This window comes from Oceanibacterium hippocampi (assembly GCF_900172325.1).
Lineage (GTDB): Bacteria > Pseudomonadota > Alphaproteobacteria > Sneathiellales > Sneathiellaceae > Oceanibacterium > Oceanibacterium hippocampi.
Map to the genome: position 1 here is coordinate 2,164,900 of NZ_FWFR01000001.1, position 26,103 is coordinate 2,191,002.

Below are 26,103 nucleotides of genomic sequence, written 5' to 3' on the forward strand. Positions count from 1 at the left end.
GGGGATAGTTACTCGGCCGCCGCCGCCGCGGAATCGGGAACGTCGATCGGATGGGCCCGTTCCCACTCGCCCATATAGTCCCGTGTTCTCGGCACCGCTTCCTGGTGGCGGGCGAACTGGAGCTGGAAATTCATGTGGCCGCCGTGGCGGAAGGCCATCTCGGAACCTACCAGGTAGAATTCCCACATCCGGCAGAAACGCTCGTCATAGATCTCCGCGACGCGGTCCCGGTTGGCGGCGAAACGCTGTTGCCAGCGCTCCAGCGTCTGCGCGTAGTGCAGGCGGAGGATCTCGATGTCGGTGGCGATCAGCGCCTCCCGCTCGACCACCGGGATGACTTCGCTCAGGGCCGGCGAATAGCCGCCGGGAAAGATGTACTTGCGGATCCAGGCGTTGGTGTGGCCGGGACCGTCGGCGCGGCCGATCGAATGGACCAGGCCGACGCCGTCGGGCTTCAGCAGCGAGCGGCATTTCCGGAAGAAGGCCGGATAGTGGTTGACCCCGACATGCTCGAACATGCCGACCGAGACGATGCGGTCGAACTGCTCCTCCACCAGCCGGAAATCGCGGAACTCGAAGCGGACCCGGTCGGCAAGGCCGAGCGCCTGGGCCCGCTCGTTGGAGTATTTGTGCTGCTCGCGCGACAGGGTGACACCGGTGACCTCGACGTCGGCGACCTGGGCGAGGTATATCGCGAGCCCGCCCCAGCCCGAGCCGATATCGATCACCCGCTGGCCGGGCTGGAGCAGCAGCTTGGCCGCGATATGGCGCTTCTTCTGCGCCTGGGCGCGCTCCAGCGAGTCTTCCGGATGTTCGAAATAGGCGCAGGAATACTGCCGGTCCGGATCGAGGAAGAGGTCGTAGAGCTGGTCCGACAGGTCGTAATGGTGGGCGACGTTGCGAACGGCCCGCTGGATCGGGTTGAACTGCGCCAGGCGGCGGCCGAACTGGCGGATCGCTGCGATCGCGCGCATGAAGGGCTCGCCGTCGGTCCAGCCGAGGTTAAGCGTGATCAGGTCCATGAAGGCGCGCAGCCCGGGGTCGCCGAAATCGATCCGGCCATCCATGTAGCTCTCGCCGAGGCGAAGCGCCGGATCCAGCGCGATGTCGCGGGCGACGGTGCGGTCGTGCAGCCTGAGGATCGCGGTCGGTTCGCCGCCCGGGCCGAAGCGATGCGTTCGGCCGTCCGCGTCGATGACGTCGAGCGTTCCGACTTTCATAAGTCTGCTGAGCAATCGCGACAGCAGAAACATGTTCCCCGCCTCACTCACTCCGATGGACTGTCGATACTCTAATCAAACGAAACTCAGTTCGGCAAGAGATTGACCGGAATGACAAAACACCTGTTCGACGGGAACCAGACGGGTTCTGGCGCCAAGCACGGCCGAAAGCAAAACGGCGCGGATTGCCCCGCGCCGTTTGCCGTCGTCCGGTTGATCGCCGCGGGCCGCCCGAGGGGCGGCCGCCGGATCAGTTCGCGGCGTCGTCCGCTTCCTCGGCGAAATCCGTTTCCTCTTCGCCGGCGGCTTCCATCGCCACTTCATCGTTCTCGTCGTCGTCGTCGAAGAAGTCGCGCTCGCCCGGCTTCTCGCCGCGCGCCTGCATTCCGGCTTCTTCTTCCGAACGGGCGATATTGATCGTCACCATGACGTCGACTTCCGAATGCAGCCGCACCCGGATCTCGGTCAGCCCGAGGGTCTTCAGCGCGCGGTCGAGAATGACCTGGCGCCGGTCGACGGAAAAGCCGGCGGCGGTGATCGCGTCGGCGATGTCGCGGGCGGTGACCGAACCGTAGAGCTGCGCCGAATCGCTCGCCTGGCGGATCAGCACGACCGACAGGCCGGTCATCCGGCCGGCGATGTCCTGGGCTTCCGACTTGCGCTGCAGGTTGTCGGCTTCGAGCTGCGTGCGGCGCTGCTGGAACTCCGCCATGTTCGCCTTGGTGGCGCGCTGCGCGACATTGCGCGGCAGCAGGTAGTTGCGGGCATAGCCGTCCTTGACCTTGACGACATCGCCCATCTGGCCGAGCTTTTCGACCCTCTCCAGCAAGATGACTTCCATCAATCGTCCTCCTCACTGCCGCCGGGCATCAGGCGCCGGCGGAGTTTCAACCAGGTTTCCAGGAAGCCCGCCAAGGTTATGAGCGGGCCCAGGATATTGAAAAAAAGAACCAGCACGACATAGCTTCCGACCAGGAAGAACGCCGGCTGCGGAATGCGTGCCGCGACCGTATGCAGGAGCGCGAGACCCTGCAGCAGGAAGGCGAACGAGAGCACGATTGCCAGCGATGCGCCGAGAACGCCGATTTCGCCGCCGAACAGGGCAAGCGCCACCCCGGCGATGAGGAGCCAGGCCATGGCCGGCGGCAGGGCGAGCCGCCGGAAGACCGGACTCGGCCGCCGGTTGCGGTTGAATTGCGCCAGCAATCCCTGCGCCAGAACACCGTTCATCGCCGCCACCAGCATCCACAGGAAGGCCCCGACCGCCGGCAGCAGGCGTATCGTCGCCGCCGCCGTCCGCTGGGCCAGGTCCGGCGAGGTATTGCCGAACTGGGCCAGCATGTAGGACACCATGTCGGTGACATGTGCCTGCAGTTCCTCGCTGCCCTGGAGCTGCCAGTTGATGCGAAGACCCACCAGGATCCCGATTGCCGTCAGCCAGGCGACCAGCCTGCCCGCGGGGTACCAGTGGATCGTGCCGTCCGCCGTTTGCCGCCAGAGCATCGCCTGTCGACAGATGACCAGCGTCACCGCCCCGTTCTCGAGCGCGAAGATCGACGCCGAGAACAGTCCGGTGGCCAGCAGGCTGACCAGCGAACCGGCGATCAGCGAAACGATCAATGCCTGCAGCCCGTAGCCGAGCCCCACCGCGAACAGCGGCAACAGCACCAGCAACCGGAACAGGGCGGCCTGAGGGCCGAGCGAGAGCGCGATGTAGAACATCCCGCTCAGAAGCCCGAGCCCCGCGGCAATCAGAAGATCGTTGCGCATCCACCTGCAATCCTGCCCCCGGATTCCGGGTCGCGAACCGTCGCGACCTAGCTCAAGAGATACGGCAGAAGGGCGAGATGCCGGGCGCGCTTGATGGCGCGCGCGAGTTCACGCTGCTTCTTCGCCGAGACGGCCGTGATGCGGCTCGGCACGATCTTGCCGCGCTCGGACACGAAGCGCTGCAGCAGCTTCACGTCCTTGTAGTCGATCACCGGCGCGTTCGCGCCGGAGAACGGGCAGCTCTTGCGGCGGCGGAAGAACGGACGGCGCTGTGCTCCGGGGGCGGCCATTATGCTTTCTCCTCGGTCGGAGTGGGCTCACTGCGGGTTTCGCTGCTCTCGCCGCGCGGCGCGGAATCCCGGTCGCGCCGGGGCCCCCGGTCGCCGCGATCGCCACGGCCGCCGCGATCGCCACGATCTCCGCGGTCGCTGCGTGCATACTTGTTCTGCATCATGATCGACGGCGTCTCTTCGAGTTCGTCGACCTTGATCGTCATGAAACGCAGGATGTCTTCGTTGATCTTGTACTGCCGCTCCAGCTCCTGCATCGCGGCCGCGGGTGCGTCCAGATTGATGAGCGTGTAGTGGCCCTTGCGGTTCTTCTTGATCTTGTAGGACAGGGTGCGCAGGCCCCAGTATTCGGTCTTGCCGACCGTCCCGCCATTGTCCTTGATGAGGGTGCTGAACTGCTCGGTCAGGCTCTCGGCCTGCTGGGCAGAAATATCCTGTCGAGCGATGAATACGCTCTCGTAAAGCGGCATCCGCTTCTCCTTCTGGCTGATCGATGTCGAGGGCCCGGCACATGTCCGAACGATCCCGACTAAGCCGGCTGGGCCGGCAAGGAGCTATGTGAAGCGCGGCAATATAGCGATACCGCGTCAAACTGCAAGCGCGCTTGACAGGGCCTCGGCTGGGCTTATGAACTCGGGCCCCTGAAGTGTGACATCCAACGAGCAGCGGCGGACATAACGAGATGACAAAGCGCGCATTCGTCTTTCCCGGTCAGGGCAGCCAGGCGGTCGGCATGGGGCAGGCCCTCGCCGAGGCGTTCCCGGTCGCCCGCCAGGTTTTCGAAGAGGTCGACGACGCGCTCGGCCTTGCCCTCAGCCGGCTGATGGCGGAGGGGCCGGAGGATACGCTTCGCCTCACCGAGAATGCGCAGCCGGCGCTGATGGCCTCGAGCCTCGCGGTGCTTCGCGTGCTCGAGACCGAGGGCGGTGTCAGCCTCGGCCAGATCGCGTCCTTCGTCGCAGGCCATTCGCTCGGCGAGTATTCGGCGCTGACCGCCGCCGGCAGCCTGACGCTGGGCGACGCGGCCCGGCTGCTGCAGATCCGCGGCCGCGCCATGCAGCAGGCGGTGCCGGTCGGTGAGGGGGCGATGGCGGCGCTTCTCGGCCTCGATTTCGATGTCGCGGTCGAGGTGGCCGCGGCCGCCGCCGACGACGAGATCTGCGTTGCCGCCAACGACAACGCGCCGGGCCAGGTGGTGATCTCGGGCCATGCGGCGGCGGTCGACCGGGCGATCGAACTGGCCAAGGAGAAGGGTGGCCGCCGTTCGATCAAGTTGCCGGTCAGCGCGCCGTTCCACTGCCCGCTGATGGCGCCGGCCGCCGAGGCCATGGCCGCGGCGCTGGAGGGTGTCATGCTGGCGCCGCCGGTCGTGCCGCTGATCGCCAACGTGACGGCAAGCCCGATCAGCGATCCGGAGACGATCAAGGCGCGCCTGGTCGACCAGGTGACGGCGCTTGTGCGCTGGCGCGAAAGCGTGCTCTGCATGCGGGCATACGAGGTCGAGCAGCAGGTCGAGATCGGCACCGGCAAGGTCCTGAGCGGCATGGTCAAGCGGATCGACCGCGAACTCGCGACCGTCTCGGTCGAGAGCCCGGCCGATGTCGAGGCGTTCCTCAAGACGCTGTAGGGAAGGATAAAGAGGGGATGGCAATGTTCGATCTGACGGGCAGGACGGCGCTGGTGACCGGCGCCAGCGGCGGTATCGGCGGCGCGATCGCCCGCGCGCTGCATGCGCAGGGCGCCCGGGTGGCGCTGACCGGCACCCGGCAGGACGCCCTCGACGCGCTCGCCGGCGAACTCGGCGAGGGCGCCGTTGCGCTGGCCTGCGACCTGTCAGACCGGGCGGCGGCCGAGGCTCTGCCCGGCCGGGCGGAGGAAGCGCTGGGCGGCCTCGACATCCTCGTCAACAACGCCGGCCTGACACGCGACGGCCTGGCGATGCGGATGAAGGAGGACGACTGGCAGACCGTGCTCGAGGTCAATCTGTCGGCCGGCTTTCGCCTCGCGCGCGCCTCGCTGCGCGGCATGATGAAGCGCCGTCATGGCCGCATCATCGGAATAACCTCGATCGTCGGCGTGACCGGCAACGCGGGCCAGGCCAATTACGCGGCCTCGAAGGCCGGCATGATCGGCATGTCGAAATCATTGGCCCAGGAGGTCGCGAGCCGCGGAATCACCGTGAATTGCGTGGCGCCGGGCTTCATCGAAACGGCAATGACGGACGCGCTTCCAGAGGCCCAGCGCGAGAAGTTGCTGCAGCAGATTCCGGCCGGCCGTCTGGGCGCCGGCGGGGATATCGCGGCCGCGGTGGTCTACCTGTCCAGCGCGGAAGCGGCCTACGTCACCGGCCAGACCTTGCACGTCAACGGCGGAATGGCCATGATCTAAAGGGAAACCGGGGCTTTCCGGGCGGAATGGGGCGCGCTTTGCAAGGTCCGGAAAGTATGCTAGGTACGAGCACTTTTTTGCAGGTCCGGCGCAACTTCGCGCCGCAAAGCGCTGCCAATCCACCCCTCTGTTCACGAACGTTTAAATCAAGGACCTAGCCATGAGTGATGTCGCCGAAAAGGTGAAGAAGATCGTCATCGAACATCTTGGTGTCGAAGCCGACAAGGTGACGGAAACGGCGAGCTTCATCGACGATCTTGGCGCCGACAGTCTCGACACCGTCGAGTTGGTAATGGCGTTCGAGGAAGAGTTCGGTTGCGAGATTCCGGACGAGATCGCTGAGAAGATTCTCACCGTCAAGGACGCGATCGACTATATCGAGGCGCATCAGTCCTAAACCTCAGTCGGGCAAAGCGGCCGCGTCGGGTCGGCGCGCGCCGGTTGAGCGAGGAAATCAGATGCGACGTGTTGTCGTCACAGGCTTGGGTTGCGTGACTCCGCTGGCCAGCGGAGTCGAGCAAACCTGGAAAAGGCTTCTCAACAGCGAATCCGGCGCCGGACCGATTACCCGGTTCGACGCCTCGGACCTCTCGGTCCGCTACGGCTGTGAGGTGCCGATCGATACCGATGCCGAGGATTGCTTCCGGCCCGCCGAGTACATGGAGCCGAAGGAGATCCGCAAGGTCGATCACTTCATCCTGTTCGGTGTCGCGGCCGCCCAGCAGGCGGTCGAGGATTCGGGCTGGATGCCCGAGGACGAGGAGGATCGCTGCCGGACCGGCGTGATGATCGGCTCGGGTATCGGGGGTCTTCCGGGCATCGAGGAGGGGGCGGTCACGCTCCATGAGAAGGGCCCGAGGCGGATCAGTCCGTTCTTCATCCCCGGTCGCCTGATCAATCTCGTCTCCGGCCATGTCTCCATCAAGTACGGTTTCAAGGGCCCGAACCACGCGGTCGTCACCGCCTGTTCGACGGGTGCGCATGCGATCGGCGATGCCGCCCGCATGATCGCCCTCGACGATGCGGACGTGATGGTCGCCGGTGGCACCGAAGGGGCCATGTGCCGCCTCGGCATCGCCGGCTTCGCCGCCTGCAAGGCGCTTTCCGCCGGCTTCCACGATGCGCCCGAGCGCGCCTCGCGGCCGTGGGACAAGGATCGTGACGGCTTCGTCATGGGCGAGGGTGCCGGCATCGTCGTGCTCGAGGAGTACGAGCATGCGAAGGCCCGCGGCGCGAACATCTACGCCGAGGTCGTGGGTTACGGGCTGTCCGGCGATGCCTATCACATCACCGCCCCGTCGCCGACCGGCGACGGCGCCTTCCGCTCCATGCGGATGGCGATGAAGAAGGCCGGCCTGAATGCCGACGACATCGATTACATCAACGCCCACGGCACCTCGACGCCGCTCGGCGACGAGATCGAGGTCGGCGCGGTGAAGCGGCTGTTCGGCAATTCGGCGAAGTCCCTCACCATGTCGTCGACGAAATCGTCGGTCGGCCACCTGCTCGGCGCTGCCGGCGGGGTCGAGGCGATCTTCTCGATCCTGGCCCTGCGGGACCAGGTCGCGCCGCCGACGCTCAATCTCGACGAGCCGTCCGAGGCCTGCGACCTGGACTTCGCTCCGCATCAGCCGAAGGAGCGCAAGATTGACGCGGTCCTGACCAATTCGTTCGGCTTCGGTGGCACCAACGCCACCCTCGTGATGACGCGAGTCTGACCGGGGTCGAGGCCGGACCATGCGCCGCCTGCTTGCGCAGCTTGGCGTTGCCGTAGTCGCCTTCGCCGCCTTCTTCGCGGCGTTGGCGGGCTATGGCTGGCATCTCTATCAGCAACCGCGTGACGGTGCCGGTGACGATATTCGCATCGTCGTCGGGGCCGGCGGCGGGGTGCGCTCCGTCGCCGCGGAACTGGAAGCGGTCGGCGCGATCGGCAGCCGCTGGGTATTCCTGCTCGGCAGCCGCCTGGAAGGTTTCGACCGGCGCCTGAGGGCCGGCGAATACCTGCTGCCGGCGAATGCGAGCCCGGCCGAGATCGCCACCATGATGGTCGAGGGCCGAACCGTGGTGCGCAAGCTCACGGTCGCCGAGGGGCTTCTCTCGTCGCAGATCCTCGACGTACTCGCCAATGCCGAGGGCCTGCAGGGCGAGATCGCGGAGATCCCGCCCGAGGGCAGCCTGTTGCCCGAAACCTATCATTACAGCTGGGGCGACCGGCGCGCCGATATCGTCGCCCGCATGCAGCAATCGATGCAGGAAACGCTCGCCTCGCTCTGGCCGACCCGGGCCGCCGAACTTCCCTTCGCGACGCCGGAGGAGGCCGTGATCCTCGCCTCGATCGTCGAGAAGGAAACCGGGGTCGCGGCGGAACGGCCGGAAATCGCGGGCGTCTTCGTCAACCGGCTGCGAAAGGGGATGCGGCTGCAGTCCGATCCGACCGTCGCCTACGGCATCACCGAAGGCAAGGCGCCGCTCGGCCGGCCGCTCAGCCGCGCCGACCTGCGCGATGCGAACGCTTACAATACCTACGTCATCGACGGTCTGCCGCCGGGACCGATCGCCAACCCGGGGCGCGCCAGCATCGCTGCCGTGCTCAACCCGGCGACGACCAGCAACTTCTATTTCGTGGCCGATGGCAGCGGTGGGCACGCCTTCTCGGAAACCCTCAACGGACATCTCAGGAATGTCCGCGAGTGGCGGAAGCTGCAACGACAATCCCAATAGCGGCTTTCGCCGCCTGAAGCGTTCGTGACGGGCCCGTTTCACGAACTGCCGTCGGCAACCGTCTTTCCTTCGCAAGCGAGGGAACGATGGCGGCAACGATGAACCCAGCAGACAGCATGACGACCGGTGGACGATTCGCGGGAAGCCGCGAAACGGCGGTACTGCTGCCCGCCCTGTTGCGCGAGGCGGCGCGGGTCGCGGCGATCCGGAACGCGGCCGACACAGCTCCTGCCGTGCCGAGGGATTCGGACGCGGATGAGGCGTCGGGCGCGGCGAGCCCGCCGCCGACTGCCGGCGGGCTGCCCTTCGAGATCCCGGCCCGGTATGTGAGCGCCGCCCCGCCCGAGCAGGGGCAGCAGGAGAAACCCCAACCGGCTCCCGAGGCCGCCAGCGAGACGCCGGGCGTGGCCCCGCTGCAGCCGTTCGCGCCCCCGCCCGAGGCACCGGGGCCGGATGCGACGGCGGACCCCGGTCGCGCGGCGGCGGGCCCGGTCGCGATCGAGCAGGTGGGGTCGGGTGCGGATCTGACCCTCAGGCGGGCGCGGGCGCTGCTTTCCTTCGCGACCGAGCGGGCGCTGATGCCGGACGATGCGCTGCTGCGGCGCCTGGCGGCGGCGGTCGGCGCCTTCGAGGCGGCACCCGGCACCGCATCGCTGACCGAATTGCGGGCCGCCTACGGCGCCTTCGTCAGGTACACCTACGCGACCTACGGCGTCAGCGGCAAGACGCTGCTCGATTCGTCGCCGGGCGCGAGCCCGGGCCGCCGGCTGGCCTTCTGGCTGGTCGCGCTGTTCGCCTTCGCGGTCCTGTTGCAGGCGGTCAACTGGCCGGGCCTGGAAAGCCTCGCGCCCTCGCTCGGCGACAGCGGCTTCAAGTCCATGGCGCGCGACCTCTCGCTGTTCGTCTGGGGGGCGCTCGGGGCGCTGGTTTTCGTTGCCAAGCGGGTCGGCGACGCGCTCGCCCAGTCGCGTTTCGACGAGGCCCGCTTCCGCGGCATCGCCGTTCGCGTCACCCTCGGCGCGGTGCTCGGCGCGGTCACGGTGATCCTTTTCGGCACCCTCGTCGACGGGGCGCTGTCCCACCCGCTGTCGGAGAACGGGATCGCCTTCCTCGCCGGGATCGGCGTCAAGGTGGTCTACGGCCTGATCGAGAAGGCGATCGAGCAGGTTTCCTCGCGGCTCGGGCTGGACGGGGGCGGCGACGCCGTTGCCGCGCCCACGGCGCCGGCACCGGCGTCAGTCCTTGGCCGGCGCACGCTGGAAAAGCCGGCTGCGGAGCCCGACGGGCAGGGCGGCGATGGCGAGCGTCAGGGCCGCCATCCGTAGCGGGAAGATGATCGTCGCCCGGTTCCGCGCGAGGCCCCGGCGGATGATCCCGGCGGCCCGGTCGGCGTCCATCAGGAACGGCATGGGGAACCTGTTGCGCGCCGTCAGGCGGCTGCGCACGAAGCCCGGCGAGATCACCGACACGCCGACCCCGTGGCGGGCCATGTAGCCGCGCAGGCCCTCGCCGTAGTTCCTGACGGCGGCCTTGCTCGCGGTATAGGCGAGGTTGCCCGGGATCCCGAAATAGCCGGCGATCGAACTGACGATGGCGATCTGGCCGGATCGCCGTTCGGCCATGCGCGGGACCAGCGGATGGACGGTGTCGAAGACCCCCTGGACATTGATCGCGAAGACCGCCTCGGTATGCTCGCCGAGTTCCGCCGGTTTCGGCAGGCCGAGCCCGGTCCCGGCGTTGGCGATCACCAGGTCGACCGGCGCGCGGTGGTCGACCGCCTCGATCCAGGCTTTCAGCGCCGCGCCGTCACGGACGTCGAGGGTCACCGTCTCGGCTTCCGCGCCGCGCGCCCGGCAGGCTTCCGCGACCTCGTTCAGGCGCGCCTCGTCGCGGCCCTGCAGGGCGAGCCGGCGGCCGGGCGCGGCATAGGCATGGGCCAGCGCGGCGCCGATGCCGCTGCTCGCGCCGGTGATCAGGATCGTTCGGGGATCTTGCATCTCTCGCCTCGTCGCCGCCTTGCGGCCGGATTGCTTGTTGCCGTCGGGAGCAGCCGCTATAAAGGCCGCCGTTTCACCTCTCATCCAAGGTTATTCGATTTGGCCATCAGCAGCATGACCGGCTTTGCCCGGGTCGAAGGGGCGCTTGCCGGCGATAGCTGGTGCTGGGAGCTGAAGAGCGTCAACGGGCGCGGGCTCGAGGTCCGCATGCGTCTGCCGTCCGGGTTCGAGCGACTGGAGCGGGACATCCGGGCCAGCGCCAGCGGGCGATTCGCGCGCGGCTCGATCAACATCCAGTTGCAGTACCAGCCGGCGGCGACGGAAACCGGTTACCGGATCAACCGGGCCCTGCTGCAAACCCTGCTCGACCTCGTCGCCGAACATGAAAGCGCGCCCAACCTGGCGCCGGCCCGGCTTGACGGGCTGCTCGCCGTGCGCGGCGTCGTCGAGGCGGCCGAGAACGATGCCGGTGACAGCGACGCCGGGGTGGAAGCGGGCGAAGCGCGTCTCGCGGCCATGCTTGCCGATTTCAACGTCGCCCTCGACCGGCTCGCCGAGGCCCGCCGCGAGGAGGGTGCCAGGCTTGCCGAGGCGCTCGGCCAGCATGTCGACGAGATCGCCCTGCTGGTGGCCCAGGTTCGCAACCACGCCTCGCGGACGCCCGAGGCGCTCCGCCAGCGGCTTCGCGACCAGATCGCCGCGCTGCTCGACGCCAACGCGGCGCTGCCCGAGGAACGGCTCGCCCAGGAACTGGCGATGCTCGCCACCAAGGCCGACATCGCCGAGGAGCTCGACCGGCTCGATACCCATATCGCCGCGGCCCGGGACCTGCTGGGCAAGGATGGCCCGAACGGCCGCCGTCTCGATTTCCTGTGCCAGGAGTTCAATCGCGAGGCCAACACCGTCTGCTCGAAGGCGTTCGACGGCGAGGTCACCCGCATCGGCCTCGAGCTGAAGGTGACGATCGACCGGTTCCGCGAGCAGATCCAGAACATCGAGTGAGGTCGGCGTGAGCGGGAACGAGTTCGAACCGGTGGCGATCGCGCGGCGCGGCCTGATGCTGGTGCTGTCGTCGCCGTCCGGCGCCGGCAAGACGACGATCTCGCGGGCGTTGCTGGCCGACGACGACGGGCTGACCATGTCGATCTCGGCGACCACCCGGCGGCCACGCCCGGCCGAGGCGCATGGCCGCGACTATTATTTCGTCGACCCGGAGGAATTCGGGCTGATGATCAACCGGCGCGAGCTGCTGGAGCATGCCAAGGTCTTCGACCATTACTACGGCACGCCGAGGGAGCCGGTCGAACAGGCCCTGAGCGACGGCCGCGACGTGTTGTTCGACATCGACTGGCAGGGCACCCAGCAGCTCAAGCAGCAGGCCCGCGAGGACCTGGTCTCGATCTTCATTCTGCCGCCGTCGACGCTGGAACTGGAGCGACGGCTCACCCAGCGCGCCCAGGACCCGGCCGATGTGGTCGCCCGGCGCATGTCGAAGGCGGCCGACGAGATCAGTCACTGGGCCGAGTACGACTATGTCCTGGTGAACGAGGATGTCGGGCGTTGCCTCGCCCAGGTGAAGGCGATCCTGACCGCCGAGCGCCTCAAGCGCGAGCGTCAGCCCGGCCTGCTCGACTTCGTGAAGGCGCTCCGCGAAGGTTATTGACGGGCCGCGTCATAGGCCCGCGCGAGCGCGCAGAAACCTTCCACGTCGATTTCCTCCGCCCGCTTCTCCGGCGCGATCCCGGCCGCCTCGAGAAGCGGTTCAGGGGCAAGGCCGAGCGTCTTCAGGCTGGAACGGAGCATCTTCCGGCGCTGGCCGAAGGCGGCCGCGACGACCATTTGCAGGCTTTCCGCCGTCGCCGGGAAGAGCGGCGCCGGCCGCGGCGTCAGCCGGACCACGGTCGAGGTCACCTTGGGCGGCGGTGTGAAGGCCTGCGGCGAGACATCGAACAGCTTCTCGACGGTGCAGAGCCACTGGCAGAAGACCGACAGCCGGCCGTAGCTCTTGGAGCGCGGCGCCGCAACGAGGCGATCGGCAACCTCGCGCTGGAACATCAGCACCAGCATGGCGATGTCGGCCGGCCGGCCAAGCCATTTCAGCAGCAGCACGGTCGAGATGTTGTAGGGCAGGTTGGCGACGATGGTGTGCGGCGGCGGCGCGAGATCCCGTTCGGCGATCGCCAGGGCATCGCCGGGGACGATCCGCAGGCGCCCGGGAAAGGCGTCTGCCAGTTCGCCGAGCGCGGCAAGGCAACGCTCGTCCTTCTCGATGGCCACGACCTCGGCGGCGCCTTCCAGCAGCAGCGCCCGGGTCAGGCCGCCAGGTCCCGGACCGACCTCGATCACCGTCCGCCCGGCGAGGGTCCCGGCGCCGCGGGCGATCCGCCGGGTCAGGTTGAGATCGAGCAGGAAATTCTGGCCGAGGCTGCGCCGCGCGGCGAGCTGGTGGCGGGCGATGACGTCGCGAAGCGGCGGCAGATCGGGCGAATCATCCTCAGCCATTGTCGGTCCGGCCGGGACGGGCACGGTTGCGGGCGATCCCGGCGGCGCTCTGCAGGGCGGCGATCAGGCTGGCTGCCGAGGCCGTGCCCCTGCCGGCGATATCGAAGGCGGTGCCGTGGTCGGGCGAGGTGCGGATGACGGGCAGGCCGAGGGTGATGTTGACACCATTGTCGAAATCGATGGTCTTGAGCGGGATCAGCGCCTGGTCGTGATACATGCAGAGCACCGCGTCGTAGCGTGCGCGGGCCGCCGGGTGGAACAGCGAATCGGCCGGCGCCGGATCGCCGATACGGACGCCGCGTTTGCGAAGGGCGGCGATCGCCGGGGCGATGATCTCGATTTCCTCGCGACCGAGCGCGCCGCCTTCGCCGGCATGGGGGTTGAGCCCGGCAATCGCGATGCGTGGCCGGGAAATCGCGAAATCCCGGACCAGCGCGTCGGCGAGGATCGTGCCGGTTTCGACGATCAGCCCGGCGCTGAGCGCCGCGGCCGCCTCGATGAGCGCCATGTGCACGGTCACCGGCACGACCCGGAGACCCGGGCAGGCCAGCATCATCACCGGGCGGGCGCCGCCGGTCAGTTCGGCGAGATACTCGGTATGGCCCGGATGCCGGAAGCCGGCCGCGTAAAGCGCCGCCTTGTTGATCGGGTTGGTGACGATTCCGGCAACCGCGCTGCGTTCGGCGAGCGCCACGGCGCGACGGATCGATTCGAGCACCAGTGCCGCGTCGGCCGGGTCAGGGCGGCCGGGGCGGGCGGCCACCGGTCGTTCGAGGGCCAGGACAGGGAGGGCGCCGTCGAAGAGGGCGGCGGCCTCGGCCGGATCGCCGATGGCGGCGATGGGGATGTCGAGGCCGAGCCCGGCCGCGAGACGGCCGAGCTGATCGGGATCGGCAAGCGCGACGAACGGCGGCAAGGCCCGCTCACGCCGCGCTTGCCACGCCTTGAGGGTGATTTCCGGCCCGATTCCGGCCGGTTCGCCCATCGTCAGGGCGAGCGGGCGCGCCCCGTCCTGCATGGCGGTCAGCGGAACTCGATGGTCGCGTTGCGCCGCAGGTCGCGCATGTAGCCGCGCGACAGCATGGCCATCCGGCGCTGGCGGAGCGATTTCGCGATATCGTCGCGGCTCGGCAGGTCGACCTCCTGGTCCTTGCGGTCGCAGACGACCAGGACATGCAGGCCGAGCGGCGTGCGAACCGGCTCGCTCGTCTCGCCGGGCTGGAGGTCGCGCACCGCGTCGCGCAGCGATTCCGGCAGCTCGCCGAGACGGACCGTGCCGAGATCGCCGGAACTGTCGGACTTGATCTCGGCGGCCAGCGGGGCGACATCGTCGCAGCTCGTGATCGACCCCCGGGCCTTCACGGCGGCGGTCCTGGCCGCCGTGACGTCGGCCTCGGCGGCGTCCTGGGCGAGCGTGACGACAAGCTGCTTGAGCGTGAACTGGGTCGCCATCGGGTCGGCCGCGAGGATCTTGCGGCGATCGTTCAGCCGGTAGATCTGGAAGCCGCCCGGGACCCGGATCGGGTCGGTGATCTGGCCGAGGCCGAGATCGGCGAGGGCGTTCGCGGCGTCGGGGTCGAGCTGGTCCGGCTGGGTCCAGCCGACGAGTCCGCCGTTGGCGGCCGTTGGGCCCTGGCTGAACTGCGCGGCGATGGCTTCGAAGCTTGCGCCCTGGCGGATGTCGGAAACCAGCCGCCGGGCATTCTCGGCGACCTGCATCTCGCCCACTGTCGGATCGATATCGAGGAAGATCTCGGCGATCAGGTATTCGGTCTTGCCGGCATTGGCCTTGAGTTTCTCCAGGACGCTGTCGATCTCCTCCTCGTCGACCGAGCTGTTGCGCGAGAACTGCCGCTGCACGAGCTTGCTCCAGGCGATTTCGGCGGTGATCTGGCGGATCATCGTTTCCGGCGGCACGCCGCGGCGGCGCAGGAATTCCTCGAAGCGACCCTCGGGTATCTGGTTGCGGGTCTCCAGCAGGCCGATCGCATAGTCGATGTCGGCGTCGGTGACCCGGACATTGACCCGCTTCGCCTCCTGCAGCTGGATCACCTCGTCGATGACCGCGCGCAACGCCTGGCCCTGGACCCGCTGGCGGTTCTCCTTGCTGTCGGTAATGCCCGACAGCACCATGATCGCCTTCATGCGCTGCGCCAGATCGTAGGCGGAGACGACCTCGTCATTGACGACGGCGGCGATGCGCTGGACCTCCTGGGCGGCGACGCGCCCGGGCAGCAGGCTGAGTGCCAGCAGCAACAGACAGGCGAGGCGGCCGAGACCGGCCCTGTTTAACGATATGCGGCTCATCGCCCTGACCTAGTTGATGTGGCTGCGCATTGAAAGGGGCATGATCGCGTTCCGTCAATGCATTCAGTTGAAGGGAAGCAGGCGGATCTGGAGTTTGAAGCTCTTCGCCGGCTCCAGATCGCGGTCGCGGGTAAAGGATTCCTCGTAGACGAGCGAGAGATCGAAGCACTCGTCAAGATACTGCAGGCCGAGCGAACGGTTGATCGATTGCTCGCCCTCGATATCGTAGCGATAGCGTCCGAAGAGCCGCCAGTAATCGGTGATCTTGGCGGTCGCCGTGACCTGGATCTCCTGCTCGTCGCTCTTCCCCAGGATCGTCGATTCCTGGCTGTCGAGCGCCACGTAATTCACCCCGACCCGGTAGCCCGGCGGGCCCGCCTGGAGATAGATCTCGTGCCGGTTGATCGACAGGTCGTCCTTGTCGAGGCGCACGCGGTCGGTGAAGGAGAGATAGTTGTTCGGCTGGATGCTGAACTGCGCGACATAGTCGGAGAAGCTGTCCTGCATGCCGCTGCCGCGCCCGAAGGTGCCCTCGTCGAGCCGGTAGACCTGGCCGAAGGTGAGATTGGTGTAGCCGCCGCTCTGGCCGTAGGCGCCGAGCTTGACGCCATAATTGACGCGCAGGCCGTCCTCGATCCGGTCGCGGCCGGCAAAGCGGTTGAGGCTGAAGAGGTTGGTGTCGTCGAGCTCGGCCGCCTGACTGTCCTCGTTCGGGACATCGTTGTTGCCGACCGAGTCCGGTGTCCAGACGACCTGCGCGATCGGCTCGACGACCTGGCGGACGGTGCCGGTCGAGCGGACGAAGGGATAGCGCCATTCGCCGGCCAGCAGCGGCACCATGCGGGCCTGGAACTCGGTGTCCGAGGGCGACCCGATGTCGGTCTGGTCGGAAAGGAAATAGGCGTCGCCGCGGAGCGCCGCGGTGAGCGTGTAGACGTCGCCGGCGGGCGCGATATGGGGCAACTGCCACATGACATCGCCGGAGACCCGGTTGCTGTCCGCCCCGCCGGTCCGCTGCAGCACCAGCATGTCGCCGTTCAGGTGGAAGCGGCCGCCGTACTTGCCGGGCTCGGTCGTGTAGCTGTAATCGACCAGCGGCAGCACATAGGGTGTCGTGCCGGCATCGTCGCGGACCTGCAGGCCCTGGAAGGCATAGGTGTCGACCGCGAGATATTCCCGGCCCTTCTGGTAGTTCACGAAGGCATTGCTGGTCAGCGTGTTCTCGTTCGAGATGTTGTAGCGGCGCAGGTAGGTGTCGTCGGTGGTGCGGAAGACATCGAAGCCGGAGCGCCAGCCGTTGCCGATCTGGTAGCGTCCGGAGCTCCGGACATGGCCGCGGAACTCCTTGTCGCCGGTCTTCACGCCATCGTTGTCGAACTCGTCCACGTAGGTTCCGGAGCCGTCGATCTCGAAGCGGCCCCGTTCGAAGGCCTGGCGGTATTCGAGGGCCAGCGCGACGCCGGCCTGAGTGGTGAACAGCGGCGTGATCGTCGCGTCCTTGTCGTCGGAGATGGCCCAGAAGTAGGGCGTGTCGATGGTGAAGCCGAGATTCTCGTCCGACGAGTAGGAGGGCGCGAGGAAGCCGCTCTTGCGCTTCACCGTCGGGTCGGGATGGGAGAAATAGGGCGTATAGAAGACCGGAACGCCGTAGAACTCCAGGAAGGCGTCCTTGTACTCGATCTCCTGTTCCCGCTTGTCGTGGATCACCGTGACGGCCCGAATCTGCCAGAGCGGCGGTCGGGCGCCTTCCTCGTTGCAGACCTTGCACGGGCTGTAGACGGCCTTCTTCATCACCGTTGTTTCATCGCCGAAGCGCCGGCCACCGGCAGCGGCGAAGCGGGAATCGTCCTTCAGCAGGACCTTCAGGTCGCGCACGAGGCCCTGCTTGAGCTGGTCGGTGAGTTCCACGTAGTCGGCGAACAGGACGTCGCCGGAGGGCTCCAGCAGGACCACGTCGCCAACCGCCGTCACCCGGTCGTTGGGCTCGTCATAGATCACCTTCCGGGCCCGCAGCACGCGCTCGCCCTGGCTGATCTCGACATTGCCGCGCGCCGTCGTGATCCGGTTGTCCTTGTCGTAGATCACCTCGTCGGCGGTCAGCAGCACCGGTTCGCCGCTGTTGGCCTGATCGAGCGACTGGGCATGGGCCCCGATGCCGCCGAGCAGGTGGATCAGGATCAGGACGATGGCGACGCGAATTACGGATCTCGGCACGGCTCAGCCATCTTCGAGTTGAAACACAAACCAGGTTCCCGCCATGAGGCCCACCAGACCGGGCGCCCAGGCGGCGAGATAGATCGGCACGTCTCCGGTGACACCGAAGGCCGAGGCAACGTCCGACATGAAGAAGAGCAGGAAGCCCGACAGCACGCCACCCAGCAGGAATAGCGCATTGCCCCCGCGCCGGACCAGTCGAAGTGTCGAGGCGGCGGCAAGAAAGACCATGGCGACGAACAGCAGTGGCGTCGCCAGCAGCGAATGCAGGTAGAGCCGCTGGCGGGTCGCGACGAAGCCGTTGTCCTGCAGGGTCTGGATGAAGGCCGGCAATTCCCAGAACGACAGCGTCTCCGGCGGCGCGAAGCTCTCCTGGATCTGCAGGAAGGTCAGTGTCGTCGGCAGCTTGAACCGCTTGTACACCTCGATCGGCTGGTTCGGCAGGGCGACATAGGCGTCGCGCATTTCCCAGTAGCCATCGCGCAGGACGGCGCGCTGGGCGTCGATGCGCATGGTGAAGCGATCGAGATCGACGAAGCGGAAGAAGATCACGTCGCGGAGGTCGACACCCTGCTGGCGGGCCCGGTCGGCATGGACGACGATCTGGCCGTCGCCGTCGGCCTGGCGCATCCAGAGCCCGTCGGAGGTGACCTTGAGCATGCTTGCCCGGCCGCGCAGATACTGCCCCTCGACCAGCTCGAATCGGCTCGCCATCGCCGCGGCGAGGGGATTGATGATGGTGACGACGACGATGCCGAAGACCAGCGAGACGGCGAGCGCTGGGGCCAGGAACTGCCAGGCCGAGATGCCGGCGGCGCGCGCCACCACCAGTTCGCTGGACCGGTTCAGGCGGTAGAAGGCGAGCATGGCGCCGAACAGCATCACGAAGGGCAGCAGTTCCAGCGTCTTGGTCGGCAGGTCGAGGAAGGTGAGTTGCAGAATGACGCCGAACGTCACGTCGACCTTGTCGGCGGTGCGGCGCAGGAATTCGAGGATCTGGATGATCGCCGTCAGGGCGACCAGGACGAACAGCACGATCGCGACGCTCTGCAGGAACTGCCGCCCGAGATAGAGCGCGAGCTTGCCGCGCAGCATCATCGGGCGAGGCCGGCGGCGAGGTCCGCCGACGCATGGCGGCGCAGGTAGTTCCGCCGCATCAGCCAGGCGGCGACGAGGGCGGGAATGGCGACGTTGGCGTAAATGAGCGGAATCGCCCGGGCGTCGCTCGCGGCCAGGTAGGTGAAGCCCATCGCGGCGAGCAGCACCCCGACCCCGCAGGCCCCGGTGACGATCAGCCGCCAGGCCCGGCGGCGGCGGTCGTATTCGCCGGACAGAACGCCGGTCATGGCGATCAGGGTGAGCGTCAGGGCGTAGAGCGGGAAGGCGAGCCGGTGATGACCCTCGGCGATCAGCCGGCCCTGCTTGCGCAGGTCGCGGTCGCCGTCGGGAGCGGCGAAAAGCTCGCCCAGGTAGCGCTCCTTGGCACCGAACCACAGGTCGTCGGATTCCTCCGAGCGATCGGAGATGTCGACCAGATTGCGGTCGAAGAACAGGAACTGCGGCGTCCGCCCGTCGCTGCCGAAGACCTGCCGGTTGCCCTTGACCAGCAGCAGGCGCGGCCCGTCTTTCGTGTCGACCAGGGCGCCGCGCTCGGCCATGAAGGTCACCGGCGACTCGGGGTCGGACTGGTCATGCACCAGCAGTCCGGCCAGTTCGCCGTTGGCCAGCCGCTCGCGGACATAGACCGTCAGGCCGTCGCCGACGCTGTTGAAACGTCCCTCCTGCAGGGCGACCGAGAGGAACGATCCCTGGAACTCGTGCTGCAAGTCCTTGACGCTGCGCAGGCCCCAGGGCGACAGCCAGAGGCCCAGCCCGTAGAGCACGAGGCAGAACAGCGCGGCGAGGGTGAGGGCCGGCCGGCCGAGACCGCCGGTGCTCCAGCCGCAGGCCCACATCACCAGCAGCTCGGATTCGGCGTAAAGCCGATGGAAGGCGTAGATCGTGCCGAAGAACAGCGCGAGGACCAGGGTCATGCCGAGGACCGAGGGCAGCAGCAGCATGGTGATCTTCAGGAAGCTTGTCGCCGGCATGCCGCGCACCACTTCATCGACGAAGCGCAGCGACTGGGTCAGCCAGGCGACACCGGTCAGCGCGAGCGCGATGAACGAGATCGGAGCCAGCATCTCCCGCATGATGTAGAGCGACAATCCACGCATGGCCGGAGTATAGGAAACCAGCGCAGGGGCGCCAGACGCTTCTTGGCCCGCATCGTCGATTTCGGGCTGCCGGAAACGCGCCGCTTTTCAAAGTGCCACGGGAGGCTAAGATACCCGCCGGGCTCGTCGGCGCCGGGAGGGGCTCCCTCCCCGGCCGAATATGACACGAGGACAAGATGAAGATTGCGTTTTCCGAGATTTCAATGCCGAAACGGGGCTCGCTGGCCGTCGGCGTCTACGCCGGCTCGAAGCTGAGCGCGAGCGCCGAGAGCGCCGATGAAGCCAGCGGCGGCCAGATCCGCCGCGCCATCGCCGCCAGCCGCTTCACCGGCGCCCGGCGCCAGTGGCTCGAGATCTTCGCGCCCAGTGGCCTCGATGTCCGCACGGTGTTCCTGTTCGGCCTCGGCGACGAGGGCAAGCTCGACGAACTGACCCTCGAGGCGGTCGGCGGCGAACTGGTCCGGCGCGCCAATGCCGCCGGCGAGACCGGTGTCACCGTGCTGCTCGACGATCTCGACAACCCGGACGTCAAGCCGGGCGAGGGCGCGGCCCGGATCGCCTATGGCGCGGTGCTCGGTGCCTACCGCTTCGATCGCTACCGGACGCGCGAGAGCGACGACAAGAAGCCGACGCTGACCCGGGTCACCGTGGCCTCGAAGAGTTCGGCCTCGGCCCGGCGCCGCTTCGGCGCCCTCGAGATGATCGCCGACGGCGTGAAGCTGACCCGTGACCTGGTCAGCGAGCCGGCCAACAAGCTCTATCCGGAAAGCTTCGCCGCCCAATGCGAGGAACTGCGCTCGCTCGGCGTCGATGTCGAGGTGCTGGACGAGGCGGCGATGCGCTCGCTCGGGATGCATGCGCTGCTCGGTGTCGGCCAGGGTTCGGCCCGCGAAAGCCGTCTCGTGGTCATGCAGTGGAAGGGCTCCCATCGCAAGAATGCCGCGCCGCTCGCCTTCGTCGGCAAGGGCGTCTGCTTCGATACCGGCGGCATCTCGCTGAAGCCCGCGCCGGGCATGGAAGAGATGAAATGGGACATGGGCGGCGCCGGCACGGTGACCGGCCTGATGAAGGCGCTGGCCGGGCGCAAGGCGAAGATCGACGCGGTCGGCGTCGTCGGCCTGGTCGAGAACATGCCCGACGGCAACGCGCAGCGGCCGGGCGACGTCGTGACCTCGATGTCGGGCCAGACCATCGAGATCCTGAATACCGACGCCGAGGGCCGGCTCGTGCTGGCGGATGCGCTCTGGTACACGCAGGACCGTTTCAAGCCGGAGCTGATGATCGACCTGGCGACGCTCACCGGGGCGATCATCATCACGCTCGGCGCCGAGAAGGCGGGCCTGTTCTCGAACGACGACACGCTTGCCGACCGTCTGCTGGCCGCCGGCAAGGCCGAGGACGAGGGGCTCTGGCGGCTGCCGGTCGGCGAGCCCTATGACAAGACGCTGGAATCGCCGATTGCCGACATGGGCAATATCTCGGCCAACGGACGCGGCGCCGGTTCGATCGTCGCGGCGGAATTCCTGCGCCGTTTCGTCAACGACGTGCCGTGGGCGCATCTCGACATCGCCGGGGTCGCCTGGTCGAAGAAGGACAAGCCGACCGTGCCGAAGGGCGGTACCGGCTTCGGCGTGCGCCTGCTCGACCGCTTCGTCCAAGACAATTACGAAGCCTGAGCGGCGCGCGGACGGCGATGGCCGAAGTCTCGTTCTACCATCTGGTCCGCGACCCGCTCGAGACGGCTTTGCCGAAACTGCTGGAGAAGGCTCGGGAGCGCGACTTCCGGATCCTTGTCCGGGCCGCTTCGGCCGAGCGTGTCGCCCATCTCGACGGGGTGCTCTGGACCTATAGCCGCGAGAGTTTCCTGGCGCATGGCCGGGCCGGGCAGGCACGGGCGGCGGAACAGCCGATCCTGCTTTGCGACAGCGGCGGAAACCCGAACGCGGCGAACCTGCTGGTCGTGGTCGACGGCGCCGAAACGGACGATGCGGGTGCGTTCGAGCGCTGTCTCTACCTATTCGACGGCAAGTCGGAAGAAGGGGTCGCGGAAGCGCGCGCGCGGTGGCGCGGCTTCCGCGAGGCCGGGATCGCCGTGACCTATTGGCAGCAGGGCGAACGCGGCTGGGAGAAGAAGACCTGAGGCCCTATTCGCAGGGCGGCAGGGCCAGCAGCCAGTCGACCAGGGCGGCCCGTTCGGACTCCTTCTTGACCCCGGCATAGGCCATGATCGTGCCGGGAACGGCGGCACGCGGATTGGCGAGGAACGCGTCGAGCGTCTCCTTGTTCCAGACGATGTGCGAATTCCGCATCGCCTTCGAATAGTTGTATCCCTCGACGCTGCCGGCGGCCCGGCCGTTCAGCCCGCAATGGCGCGGTCCGGTCCGGTTGCGCTCGACCGAATGGCAGGCGAAACAGCGCTGGTAGATTTTCTCGCCGTCGGGCTCGGCCCCGGCGGAGGCGCTGCCGGCGCCGGTGAGAAGCAGGGCAAGGACGGCGGCCGCGCCGGCCTGACGGAGACCCCCGCCCCGAAGACGGGACGGGGGCCTGCGCGCGATCACGCGGTCACGCATCGGATCGTCAGGAGACGAAGGCGCTCGGAACCGGGGCAAGCCCGAGAGCCTGCCGCAGCACGGCCCAATGCATGGCCTCGTCGCCGAGGATGCTGGCGGCGGCGGTGGCGAGATCGCGATTGTCGAACAGCGGGACGGCGCCGAGGTAGGCACTGACCGCGCCCTTCTCCAGGCCGGCGGCGAATTCCAGCACGTCGCGCTGGGACTTCAGCTTCTCGACCGGGAAGTCGTAGGACGACTTGGCCTTGGCCGGCTTGCCGCCGAGCTTCGAGATGGTGCTCGCGAGCACGTCGGCATGTTCCTTGTGATGACCCTGGAAGGTCACCGCGAGGTCGAGGACCGGCTTCTGCAGCAGGCCGCTCTCGGCGCCGAGCTGGTAGGCGGCGATCGCTTCCTGCTCGGCCGCGAGCGCACCGGCCAGGATGTTGACGTCGGCTTCCGCGTTGCCGCTGGTGCCGGCGGCGAGGCTCTCCTTGCCGGCCAGCATGGCGACCGCGGCGGCGGACAGGGTCAGGCCGCCGAGGCCGGTCAGGAAGCTGCGGCGACGGAGGGTCGGGATCTCGGCGGATGCCGGGACGATGATCTGGCTTTCGGACATGTTGGTCTCTCCTGGGGTTGCAGACAGGGTGGTAACGAACAGAGGGGATGCCCGGCGCGAGGGCGCAGGCGGTGGTTGCCGCCGGGCGATGCCCGACGGAATGGCGTTGCTGGTCGAAAGGTCTGGCGTGGCGCTAGCGGTCGTCCGCCAGGCCGAGACGGGCGAGGGTGGCCGCGACGACCCGGTCGCAGGTCCGTCCGCCGAACGGGAAGGCTTCCTTCAGCGACTGATGGATCTCTTCATCGATCGCGCTCTGAAGCAGCGCCTTGGCCCGGTGGTAGCGGGTCTTGACCGCTTCCGGACGGATCCCGAGCAGCTCGGCGACCTCTTGCACCGAATATTCCTCGAGCGCGCGGAGCGCGAAGACATCCCGCATGCCGGCCGGCAGGTTGCCGATGGCGCGTTCGAGGCAACGGCGGATCTGCGCCCGGGCGACCGCCGCCTCCGGACTGGCCTGTCCGGCACCGCAGGTCGAGTCGCCGCGCAGGATGTCCATCGGCCGCACGTTGCTGATCTCGTCCAGTTCGACGGTCGGCCGGGAACGGCGCCGACGGTCATGGGTCTCGTTGATGGCGATCCGGACCAGCCAGGACGACAGGCTGGCCTCGCCGCGGAAATCCATGATGTGCTGGTAGGCACGCACATAGGTCTCCTGGACGATGTCCTCGGCCTCGCTGTCGTCGGGTACCATCGCCCGGACGACGCGGAACAGCCGTGAATTGTTGTCGCGCATGACGCGCTCGAACGCGTCGACGTCGCCGCGGCCGATACGGTCTGCCTGGACCCGGTCCGAATCGACCGCCAGCGCGGCATTGCCTTGTATCTGGATCATCGCCGGCTCCTGATGTGAAGATGCCTTCTTCACCGTTAGACGGGGCGCGGCGTAAAAGGTTACATCTCTAGGGAAGATTTATCGCGTTGCCGGGCGAAATCCAGAGAGGCGCGGCTCAGCCTGCGCTCGTACCGCTGCCGGCGGCGGCCCAAAGCCGCTCGCGCTCCATGCGGACGAAGATTTCCGCCGTCGCCCCGTGGTCGCTGCCGTCATGCAGGCCGAGTTTCTTCGCCTTGGCGAAGAATCCCGGGGCCGGCATGTCGCCGCGCACCTTGCTGGTGACGAGCGCGGCGAGGAGTGGCCGACCGGCGGCGGCGTCCTCGGCCATCATGATCTCGAGCGCCGTCGCGACCCGGTGGATGGTGTGCGGCGGGGCGAGCGCCAGGGCCATGGCCGCCTCGCCATAGGTCACGGTGCGGCGGGTTGCCGCCAGCCCCTCGAGGTAATGGCGGAGCCGGGCTTCGAGCGCCTGATCGCCCATCAGTCGGCGTCCTCGGTCTCGCCTTCCTTCACCCCGGTCGCCGCCTCGACCGCTTCCATTGCCGTGAGCCAGCGTTCCTCGGCCGCCCCGTGGCGATCGCGGAGGGCCGCCAGTTTCACGTTCAGGCTGGCCACCTTGCTGTGATCGTCGCCGTAAAGCGAGGGATCGGCGAGCTTGGCCTCCAGCTTCTCGCGTTCGCGCACGAGGCGGGCCATTTCCGCCTCCGCCTCCTTGGCGGCCTTGCGGTGATGGGCGATGGCGGCCCGCTGCTGGGCGGCGAGCTGGCGCCGCTCGCGGCCGCTCAGGCCCTGGCTCTTGGTTCCGTTCCTGGGCGCGCTGCCGGCATCGCCGCCGCTCCGTCCGCGCCGGCTCAGGACCTCGGTCCGGTAATCGTCGAGGGTGCTGTCGTAGGGTTCGATGCGGCCGTTCTCGACCCGCCAGAGCTCGTCGGCGACGAGGCCGACCAGGTGCGGGTCATGGCTGATCAGCAGGACCGCGCCCTGGAATTCGTTGAGCGCACTGACCAGGGCTTCCCGGGAGTCCACGTCGAGATGGTTGGTCGGCTCGTCGAGGATCAGCAGGTGCGGCGCGTCGCGGGTTGCCAGGCAGAACAGCAGGCGCGCCTTCTCGCCGCCGGACAGGTTGCCGACCTTGGTGTCGGCCTTGCCCTGGGCGAAGCCGAAGCGACCGAGCGCGGCCCGCACCTTGGCTTCCGTCTGCAGCGGCATGAGCCGGCGCAGATGCTCGAAGGCGCTCTCGCCATGCACCAGTTCGTCGACCTGGTGCTGGGCGAAATAGCCGACCCGGAGCTTGGAGGATTTCTCGAAGGTGCCGGATTCCGCCTTGAGCCGGCCGACCAGGAACTTGGCGAAGGTCGACTTTCCGTTGCCGTTGGCGCCGAGCAGGGCGATCCGGTCCTCCATGTCGAGGCGCAGGTCGAGGCGCGAGAGCACCGGCTTGCCGGGGGTGTAGCCGATGCTGACATTCTCCAGCGTGATCAGGGGCGACGACAGGGCCTGCGGATCCGGGAAATGGAAGCTCGGCGTGCGAGACTCGATCACCGAGGCGACCGGCTGCATGCGCTCCAGCATCTTCAGCCGGCTCTGCGCCTGGCGCGCCTTGCTTGCCTTGGCCCGGAATCGCTCGACGAAGGATTCGATATGCCGGCGCTCGGCCTCCTGCCGGCTGCGCAGGGCCGCCTGGTGGATCAGATGTTCGCGCCGGGTCCGCTCGAAGGTATCGTAGTTGCCGCGATAGCGGACCAGACGACGATCCTCCAGGTGGATGATCTCGTCGACGACGTTGTTCAGCAGCGCCCGGTCGTGGCTGACGATCAGCAGCGTGTGCGGATAGGCTCGCAGGAAACTCTCCAGCCAGATCGTCGCCTCGAGATCGAGATAGTTCGACGGCTCGTCGAGGAGCAGCAGGTCCGGTTCGCCGAACAGCGCCGCGGCGAGCGCGACACGCATCCGCCAGCCGCCGGAATAGGCGTCGCACGGTTGTTTCTGCGCCTCGTCGTCGAAGCCCAGTCCGGCGAGGATGCGCGACGCCCGGGCCGGCGCGGTATGGGCCTGGATGTCGCCCAGCCGGATGTGGATCTCGGCGATCCGGTGCGGGTCGCTCGCATGCTCCGCCTCGGCGAGCAGGGCGCTGCGCTCGGTGTCGGCGTCGAGAACCGTGTCGATCAGCGATCGCTGTCCGCCCGGTGCCTCCTGCGCCAGGTGGCCGAGGCGCGCCCGTGGCCGCATCGCGATGCTGCCGGTTTCCGGCGCGATCTCGTTGCGGATCAGGCGCAACAGGGTCGACTTGCCGGCGCCGTTCGGCCCGATCAGGCCGACCTTGCGGTTGGCATGGACATGGACATCGGCGTTCTCGAGCAGGAGACGCTCGCCGATGCGGTAGCTGAGGTTCTGAATATGAAGCATGGTGCCCGCCTCATATCACGGCACCGGCCGGCAAAGAAGAACTTGCCGCACCGCACGCGTTCGCCGGTTGCT

At 67.8% G+C, this 26,103-nt stretch carries 27 protein-coding genes; 10 read left to right on the forward strand and 17 right to left on the reverse strand.

Going from position 1 to position 26,103, the window contains the following annotated elements; all coding sequences use genetic code 11:
- Positions 1 to 8: 8 nt before the first annotated feature.
- The 5 genes from OCH7691_RS10295 to rpsF all read right to left on the reverse strand — a co-directional run bounded on the left by OCH7691_RS10295 (position 9) and on the right by rpsF (position 3,750).
- Positions 9 to 1,253, reverse strand: a complete 1,245-nt coding sequence (locus OCH7691_RS10295; RefSeq protein WP_085883278.1) for an SAM-dependent methyltransferase — start codon at positions 1,251 to 1,253, stop codon at positions 9 to 11.
- A gap of 217 nt (positions 1,254 to 1,470) precedes the next feature.
- Positions 1,471 to 2,061 (reverse strand): 50S ribosomal protein L9, encoded by a 591-nt coding sequence (gene rplI / locus OCH7691_RS10300; protein WP_085883279.1) that lies wholly within the window; start codon positions 2,059 to 2,061, stop codon positions 1,471 to 1,473.
- Entirely contained in the window at positions 2,061 to 2,990 is a 930-nt protein-coding gene (locus OCH7691_RS10305) for a DUF2232 domain-containing protein (RefSeq protein ID WP_085883280.1), read from the reverse strand. The genes rplI and OCH7691_RS10305 overlap by 1 nt, the downstream gene beginning before the upstream one ends.
- A gap of 47 nt (positions 2,991 to 3,037) precedes the next feature.
- Entirely contained in the window at positions 3,038 to 3,280 is a 243-nt protein-coding gene (gene rpsR / locus OCH7691_RS10310) for a 30S ribosomal protein S18 (RefSeq protein WP_085883281.1), read from the reverse strand.
- A complete protein-coding gene (gene rpsF / locus OCH7691_RS10315) occupies positions 3,280 to 3,750 on the reverse strand; it encodes a 30S ribosomal protein S6 (RefSeq protein ID WP_085883282.1) in 471 nt (156 codons plus the stop codon). Before rpsF ends, rpsR begins: the two co-directional genes overlap by 1 nt.
- Positions 3,751 to 3,962: 212 nt before the next feature.
- On the opposite strand from rpsF, the gene fabD reads away from it, so the two are divergent.
- The 6 genes from fabD (at position 3,963) to OCH7691_RS10345 (ending at position 9,714) form a co-directional block, all read left to right on the forward strand.
- Entirely contained in the window at positions 3,963 to 4,907 is a 945-nt protein-coding gene (fabD, locus tag OCH7691_RS10320; RefSeq protein ID WP_085883283.1) for an ACP S-malonyltransferase, read from the forward strand.
- A gap of 23 nt (positions 4,908 to 4,930) precedes the next feature.
- The gene (gene fabG, locus OCH7691_RS10325) at positions 4,931 to 5,668 is read left to right on the forward strand and encodes a 3-oxoacyl-[acyl-carrier-protein] reductase (protein WP_085883284.1); all 738 of its coding nucleotides are present in this window, start codon (positions 4,931 to 4,933) and stop codon (positions 5,666 to 5,668) included.
- Positions 5,669 to 5,828: 160 nt separating this feature from the next.
- The gene (locus OCH7691_RS10330; RefSeq protein ID WP_085883285.1) at positions 5,829 to 6,065 is read left to right on the forward strand and encodes an acyl carrier protein; all 237 of its coding nucleotides are present in this window, start codon (positions 5,829 to 5,831) and stop codon (positions 6,063 to 6,065) included.
- A 61-nt stretch (positions 6,066 to 6,126) separates the two neighbouring features.
- Positions 6,127 to 7,386: a beta-ketoacyl-ACP synthase II gene (gene fabF / locus OCH7691_RS10335; RefSeq protein ID WP_085883286.1), complete on the forward strand. Its 1,260-nt coding sequence runs from the start codon at positions 6,127 to 6,129 to the stop codon at positions 7,384 to 7,386.
- A 19-nt stretch (positions 7,387 to 7,405) separates the two neighbouring features.
- Positions 7,406 to 8,389, forward strand: a complete 984-nt coding sequence (mltG, locus tag OCH7691_RS10340) for an endolytic transglycosylase MltG (protein ID WP_085883287.1) — start codon at positions 7,406 to 7,408, stop codon at positions 8,387 to 8,389.
- An 86-nt stretch (positions 8,390 to 8,475) separates the two neighbouring features.
- Positions 8,476 to 9,714 carry a hypothetical protein gene (locus OCH7691_RS10345; protein ID WP_139839614.1) on the forward strand — a complete coding sequence of 413 codons (1,239 nt, stop codon included), beginning with the start codon at positions 8,476 to 8,478 and terminating at the stop codon, positions 9,712 to 9,714.
- On the opposite strand, the gene OCH7691_RS10350 is transcribed toward OCH7691_RS10345, so the two are convergent.
- A complete protein-coding gene (locus OCH7691_RS10350; RefSeq protein ID WP_085883289.1) occupies positions 9,625 to 10,386 on the reverse strand; it encodes an SDR family NAD(P)-dependent oxidoreductase in 762 nt (253 codons plus the stop codon). The two genes, OCH7691_RS10345 and OCH7691_RS10350, sit on opposite strands and share 90 nt — an antisense overlap.
- A gap of 99 nt (positions 10,387 to 10,485) precedes the next feature.
- Here OCH7691_RS10350 and OCH7691_RS10355 point away from each other — a divergent pair, with 99 nt between their 5' ends.
- Both OCH7691_RS10355 and gmk read left to right on the forward strand, forming a co-directional pair.
- Positions 10,486 to 11,388 (forward strand): YicC/YloC family endoribonuclease, encoded by a 903-nt coding sequence (locus tag OCH7691_RS10355; protein ID WP_085883290.1) that lies wholly within the window; start codon positions 10,486 to 10,488, stop codon positions 11,386 to 11,388.
- A 55-nt stretch (positions 11,389 to 11,443) separates the two neighbouring features.
- A complete protein-coding gene (gene gmk, locus OCH7691_RS10360) occupies positions 11,444 to 12,049 on the forward strand; it encodes a guanylate kinase (protein WP_085883600.1) in 606 nt (201 codons plus the stop codon).
- Here gmk and rsmA read toward each other — a convergent pair.
- From rsmA to OCH7691_RS10390, 6 genes are all read right to left on the reverse strand, one after another.
- Positions 12,043 to 12,888 carry a 16S rRNA (adenine(1518)-N(6)/adenine(1519)-N(6))-dimethyltransferase RsmA gene (gene rsmA / locus OCH7691_RS10365; protein WP_085883291.1) on the reverse strand — a complete coding sequence of 282 codons (846 nt, stop codon included), beginning with the start codon at positions 12,886 to 12,888 and terminating at the stop codon, positions 12,043 to 12,045. The two genes, gmk and rsmA, sit on opposite strands and share 7 nt — an antisense overlap.
- Positions 12,881 to 13,906: a 4-hydroxythreonine-4-phosphate dehydrogenase PdxA gene (gene pdxA, locus OCH7691_RS10370; RefSeq protein WP_085883292.1), complete on the reverse strand. Its 1,026-nt coding sequence runs from the start codon at positions 13,904 to 13,906 to the stop codon at positions 12,881 to 12,883. The genes rsmA and pdxA overlap by 8 nt, the downstream gene beginning before the upstream one ends.
- A gap of 5 nt (positions 13,907 to 13,911) precedes the next feature.
- Positions 13,912 to 15,195, reverse strand: a complete 1,284-nt coding sequence (locus tag OCH7691_RS10375; RefSeq protein WP_085883293.1) for a peptidylprolyl isomerase — start codon at positions 15,193 to 15,195, stop codon at positions 13,912 to 13,914.
- Between the two features lie 63 nt (positions 15,196 to 15,258).
- A complete protein-coding gene (locus OCH7691_RS10380) occupies positions 15,259 to 17,409 on the reverse strand; it encodes an LPS-assembly protein LptD (protein ID WP_085883294.1) in 2,151 nt (716 codons plus the stop codon).
- Positions 17,410 to 17,412: 3 nt separating this feature from the next.
- Positions 17,413 to 18,507, reverse strand: a complete 1,095-nt coding sequence (lptG, locus tag OCH7691_RS10385) for an LPS export ABC transporter permease LptG (protein ID WP_085883295.1) — start codon at positions 18,505 to 18,507, stop codon at positions 17,413 to 17,415.
- Positions 18,504 to 19,625: an LptF/LptG family permease gene (locus OCH7691_RS10390; RefSeq protein WP_085883296.1), complete on the reverse strand. Its 1,122-nt coding sequence runs from the start codon at positions 19,623 to 19,625 to the stop codon at positions 18,504 to 18,506. The genes lptG and OCH7691_RS10390 overlap by 4 nt, the downstream gene beginning before the upstream one ends.
- Before the next feature lie 176 nt (positions 19,626 to 19,801).
- Between OCH7691_RS10390 and OCH7691_RS10395 the strand changes: the two genes are divergently transcribed.
- Both OCH7691_RS10395 and OCH7691_RS10400 read left to right on the forward strand, forming a co-directional pair.
- Complete coding sequence (locus OCH7691_RS10395; protein WP_085883297.1) at positions 19,802 to 21,301, forward strand: leucyl aminopeptidase; 1,500 nt, start codon at positions 19,802 to 19,804, stop codon at positions 21,299 to 21,301.
- Between the two features lie 17 nt (positions 21,302 to 21,318).
- Positions 21,319 to 21,765, forward strand: coding sequence for a DNA polymerase III subunit chi (locus OCH7691_RS10400; RefSeq protein WP_085883298.1), 447 nt, complete (start codon positions 21,319 to 21,321; stop codon positions 21,763 to 21,765).
- Positions 21,766 to 21,769: 4 nt separating this feature from the next.
- On the opposite strand, the gene OCH7691_RS10405 is transcribed toward OCH7691_RS10400, so the two are convergent.
- From OCH7691_RS10405 to OCH7691_RS10425, 5 genes are all read right to left on the reverse strand, one after another.
- Positions 21,770 to 22,195, reverse strand: a complete 426-nt coding sequence (locus tag OCH7691_RS10405; RefSeq protein WP_139839615.1) for a c-type cytochrome — start codon at positions 22,193 to 22,195, stop codon at positions 21,770 to 21,772.
- Between the two features lie 7 nt (positions 22,196 to 22,202).
- Positions 22,203 to 22,793: a ferritin-like domain-containing protein gene (locus tag OCH7691_RS10410; protein ID WP_085883299.1), complete on the reverse strand. Its 591-nt coding sequence runs from the start codon at positions 22,791 to 22,793 to the stop codon at positions 22,203 to 22,205.
- A 133-nt stretch (positions 22,794 to 22,926) separates the two neighbouring features.
- Positions 22,927 to 23,625: an RNA polymerase sigma factor gene (locus OCH7691_RS10415; protein ID WP_085883300.1), complete on the reverse strand. Its 699-nt coding sequence runs from the start codon at positions 23,623 to 23,625 to the stop codon at positions 22,927 to 22,929.
- A 115-nt stretch (positions 23,626 to 23,740) separates the two neighbouring features.
- Positions 23,741 to 24,106: a hypothetical protein gene (locus OCH7691_RS10420; RefSeq protein WP_085883301.1), complete on the reverse strand. Its 366-nt coding sequence runs from the start codon at positions 24,104 to 24,106 to the stop codon at positions 23,741 to 23,743.
- The gene (locus OCH7691_RS10425) at positions 24,106 to 26,031 is read right to left on the reverse strand and encodes an ABC-F family ATP-binding cassette domain-containing protein (protein WP_085883302.1); all 1,926 of its coding nucleotides are present in this window, start codon (positions 26,029 to 26,031) and stop codon (positions 24,106 to 24,108) included. Before OCH7691_RS10425 ends, OCH7691_RS10420 begins: the two co-directional genes overlap by 1 nt.
- Positions 26,032 to 26,103: the final 72 nt, after the last annotated feature.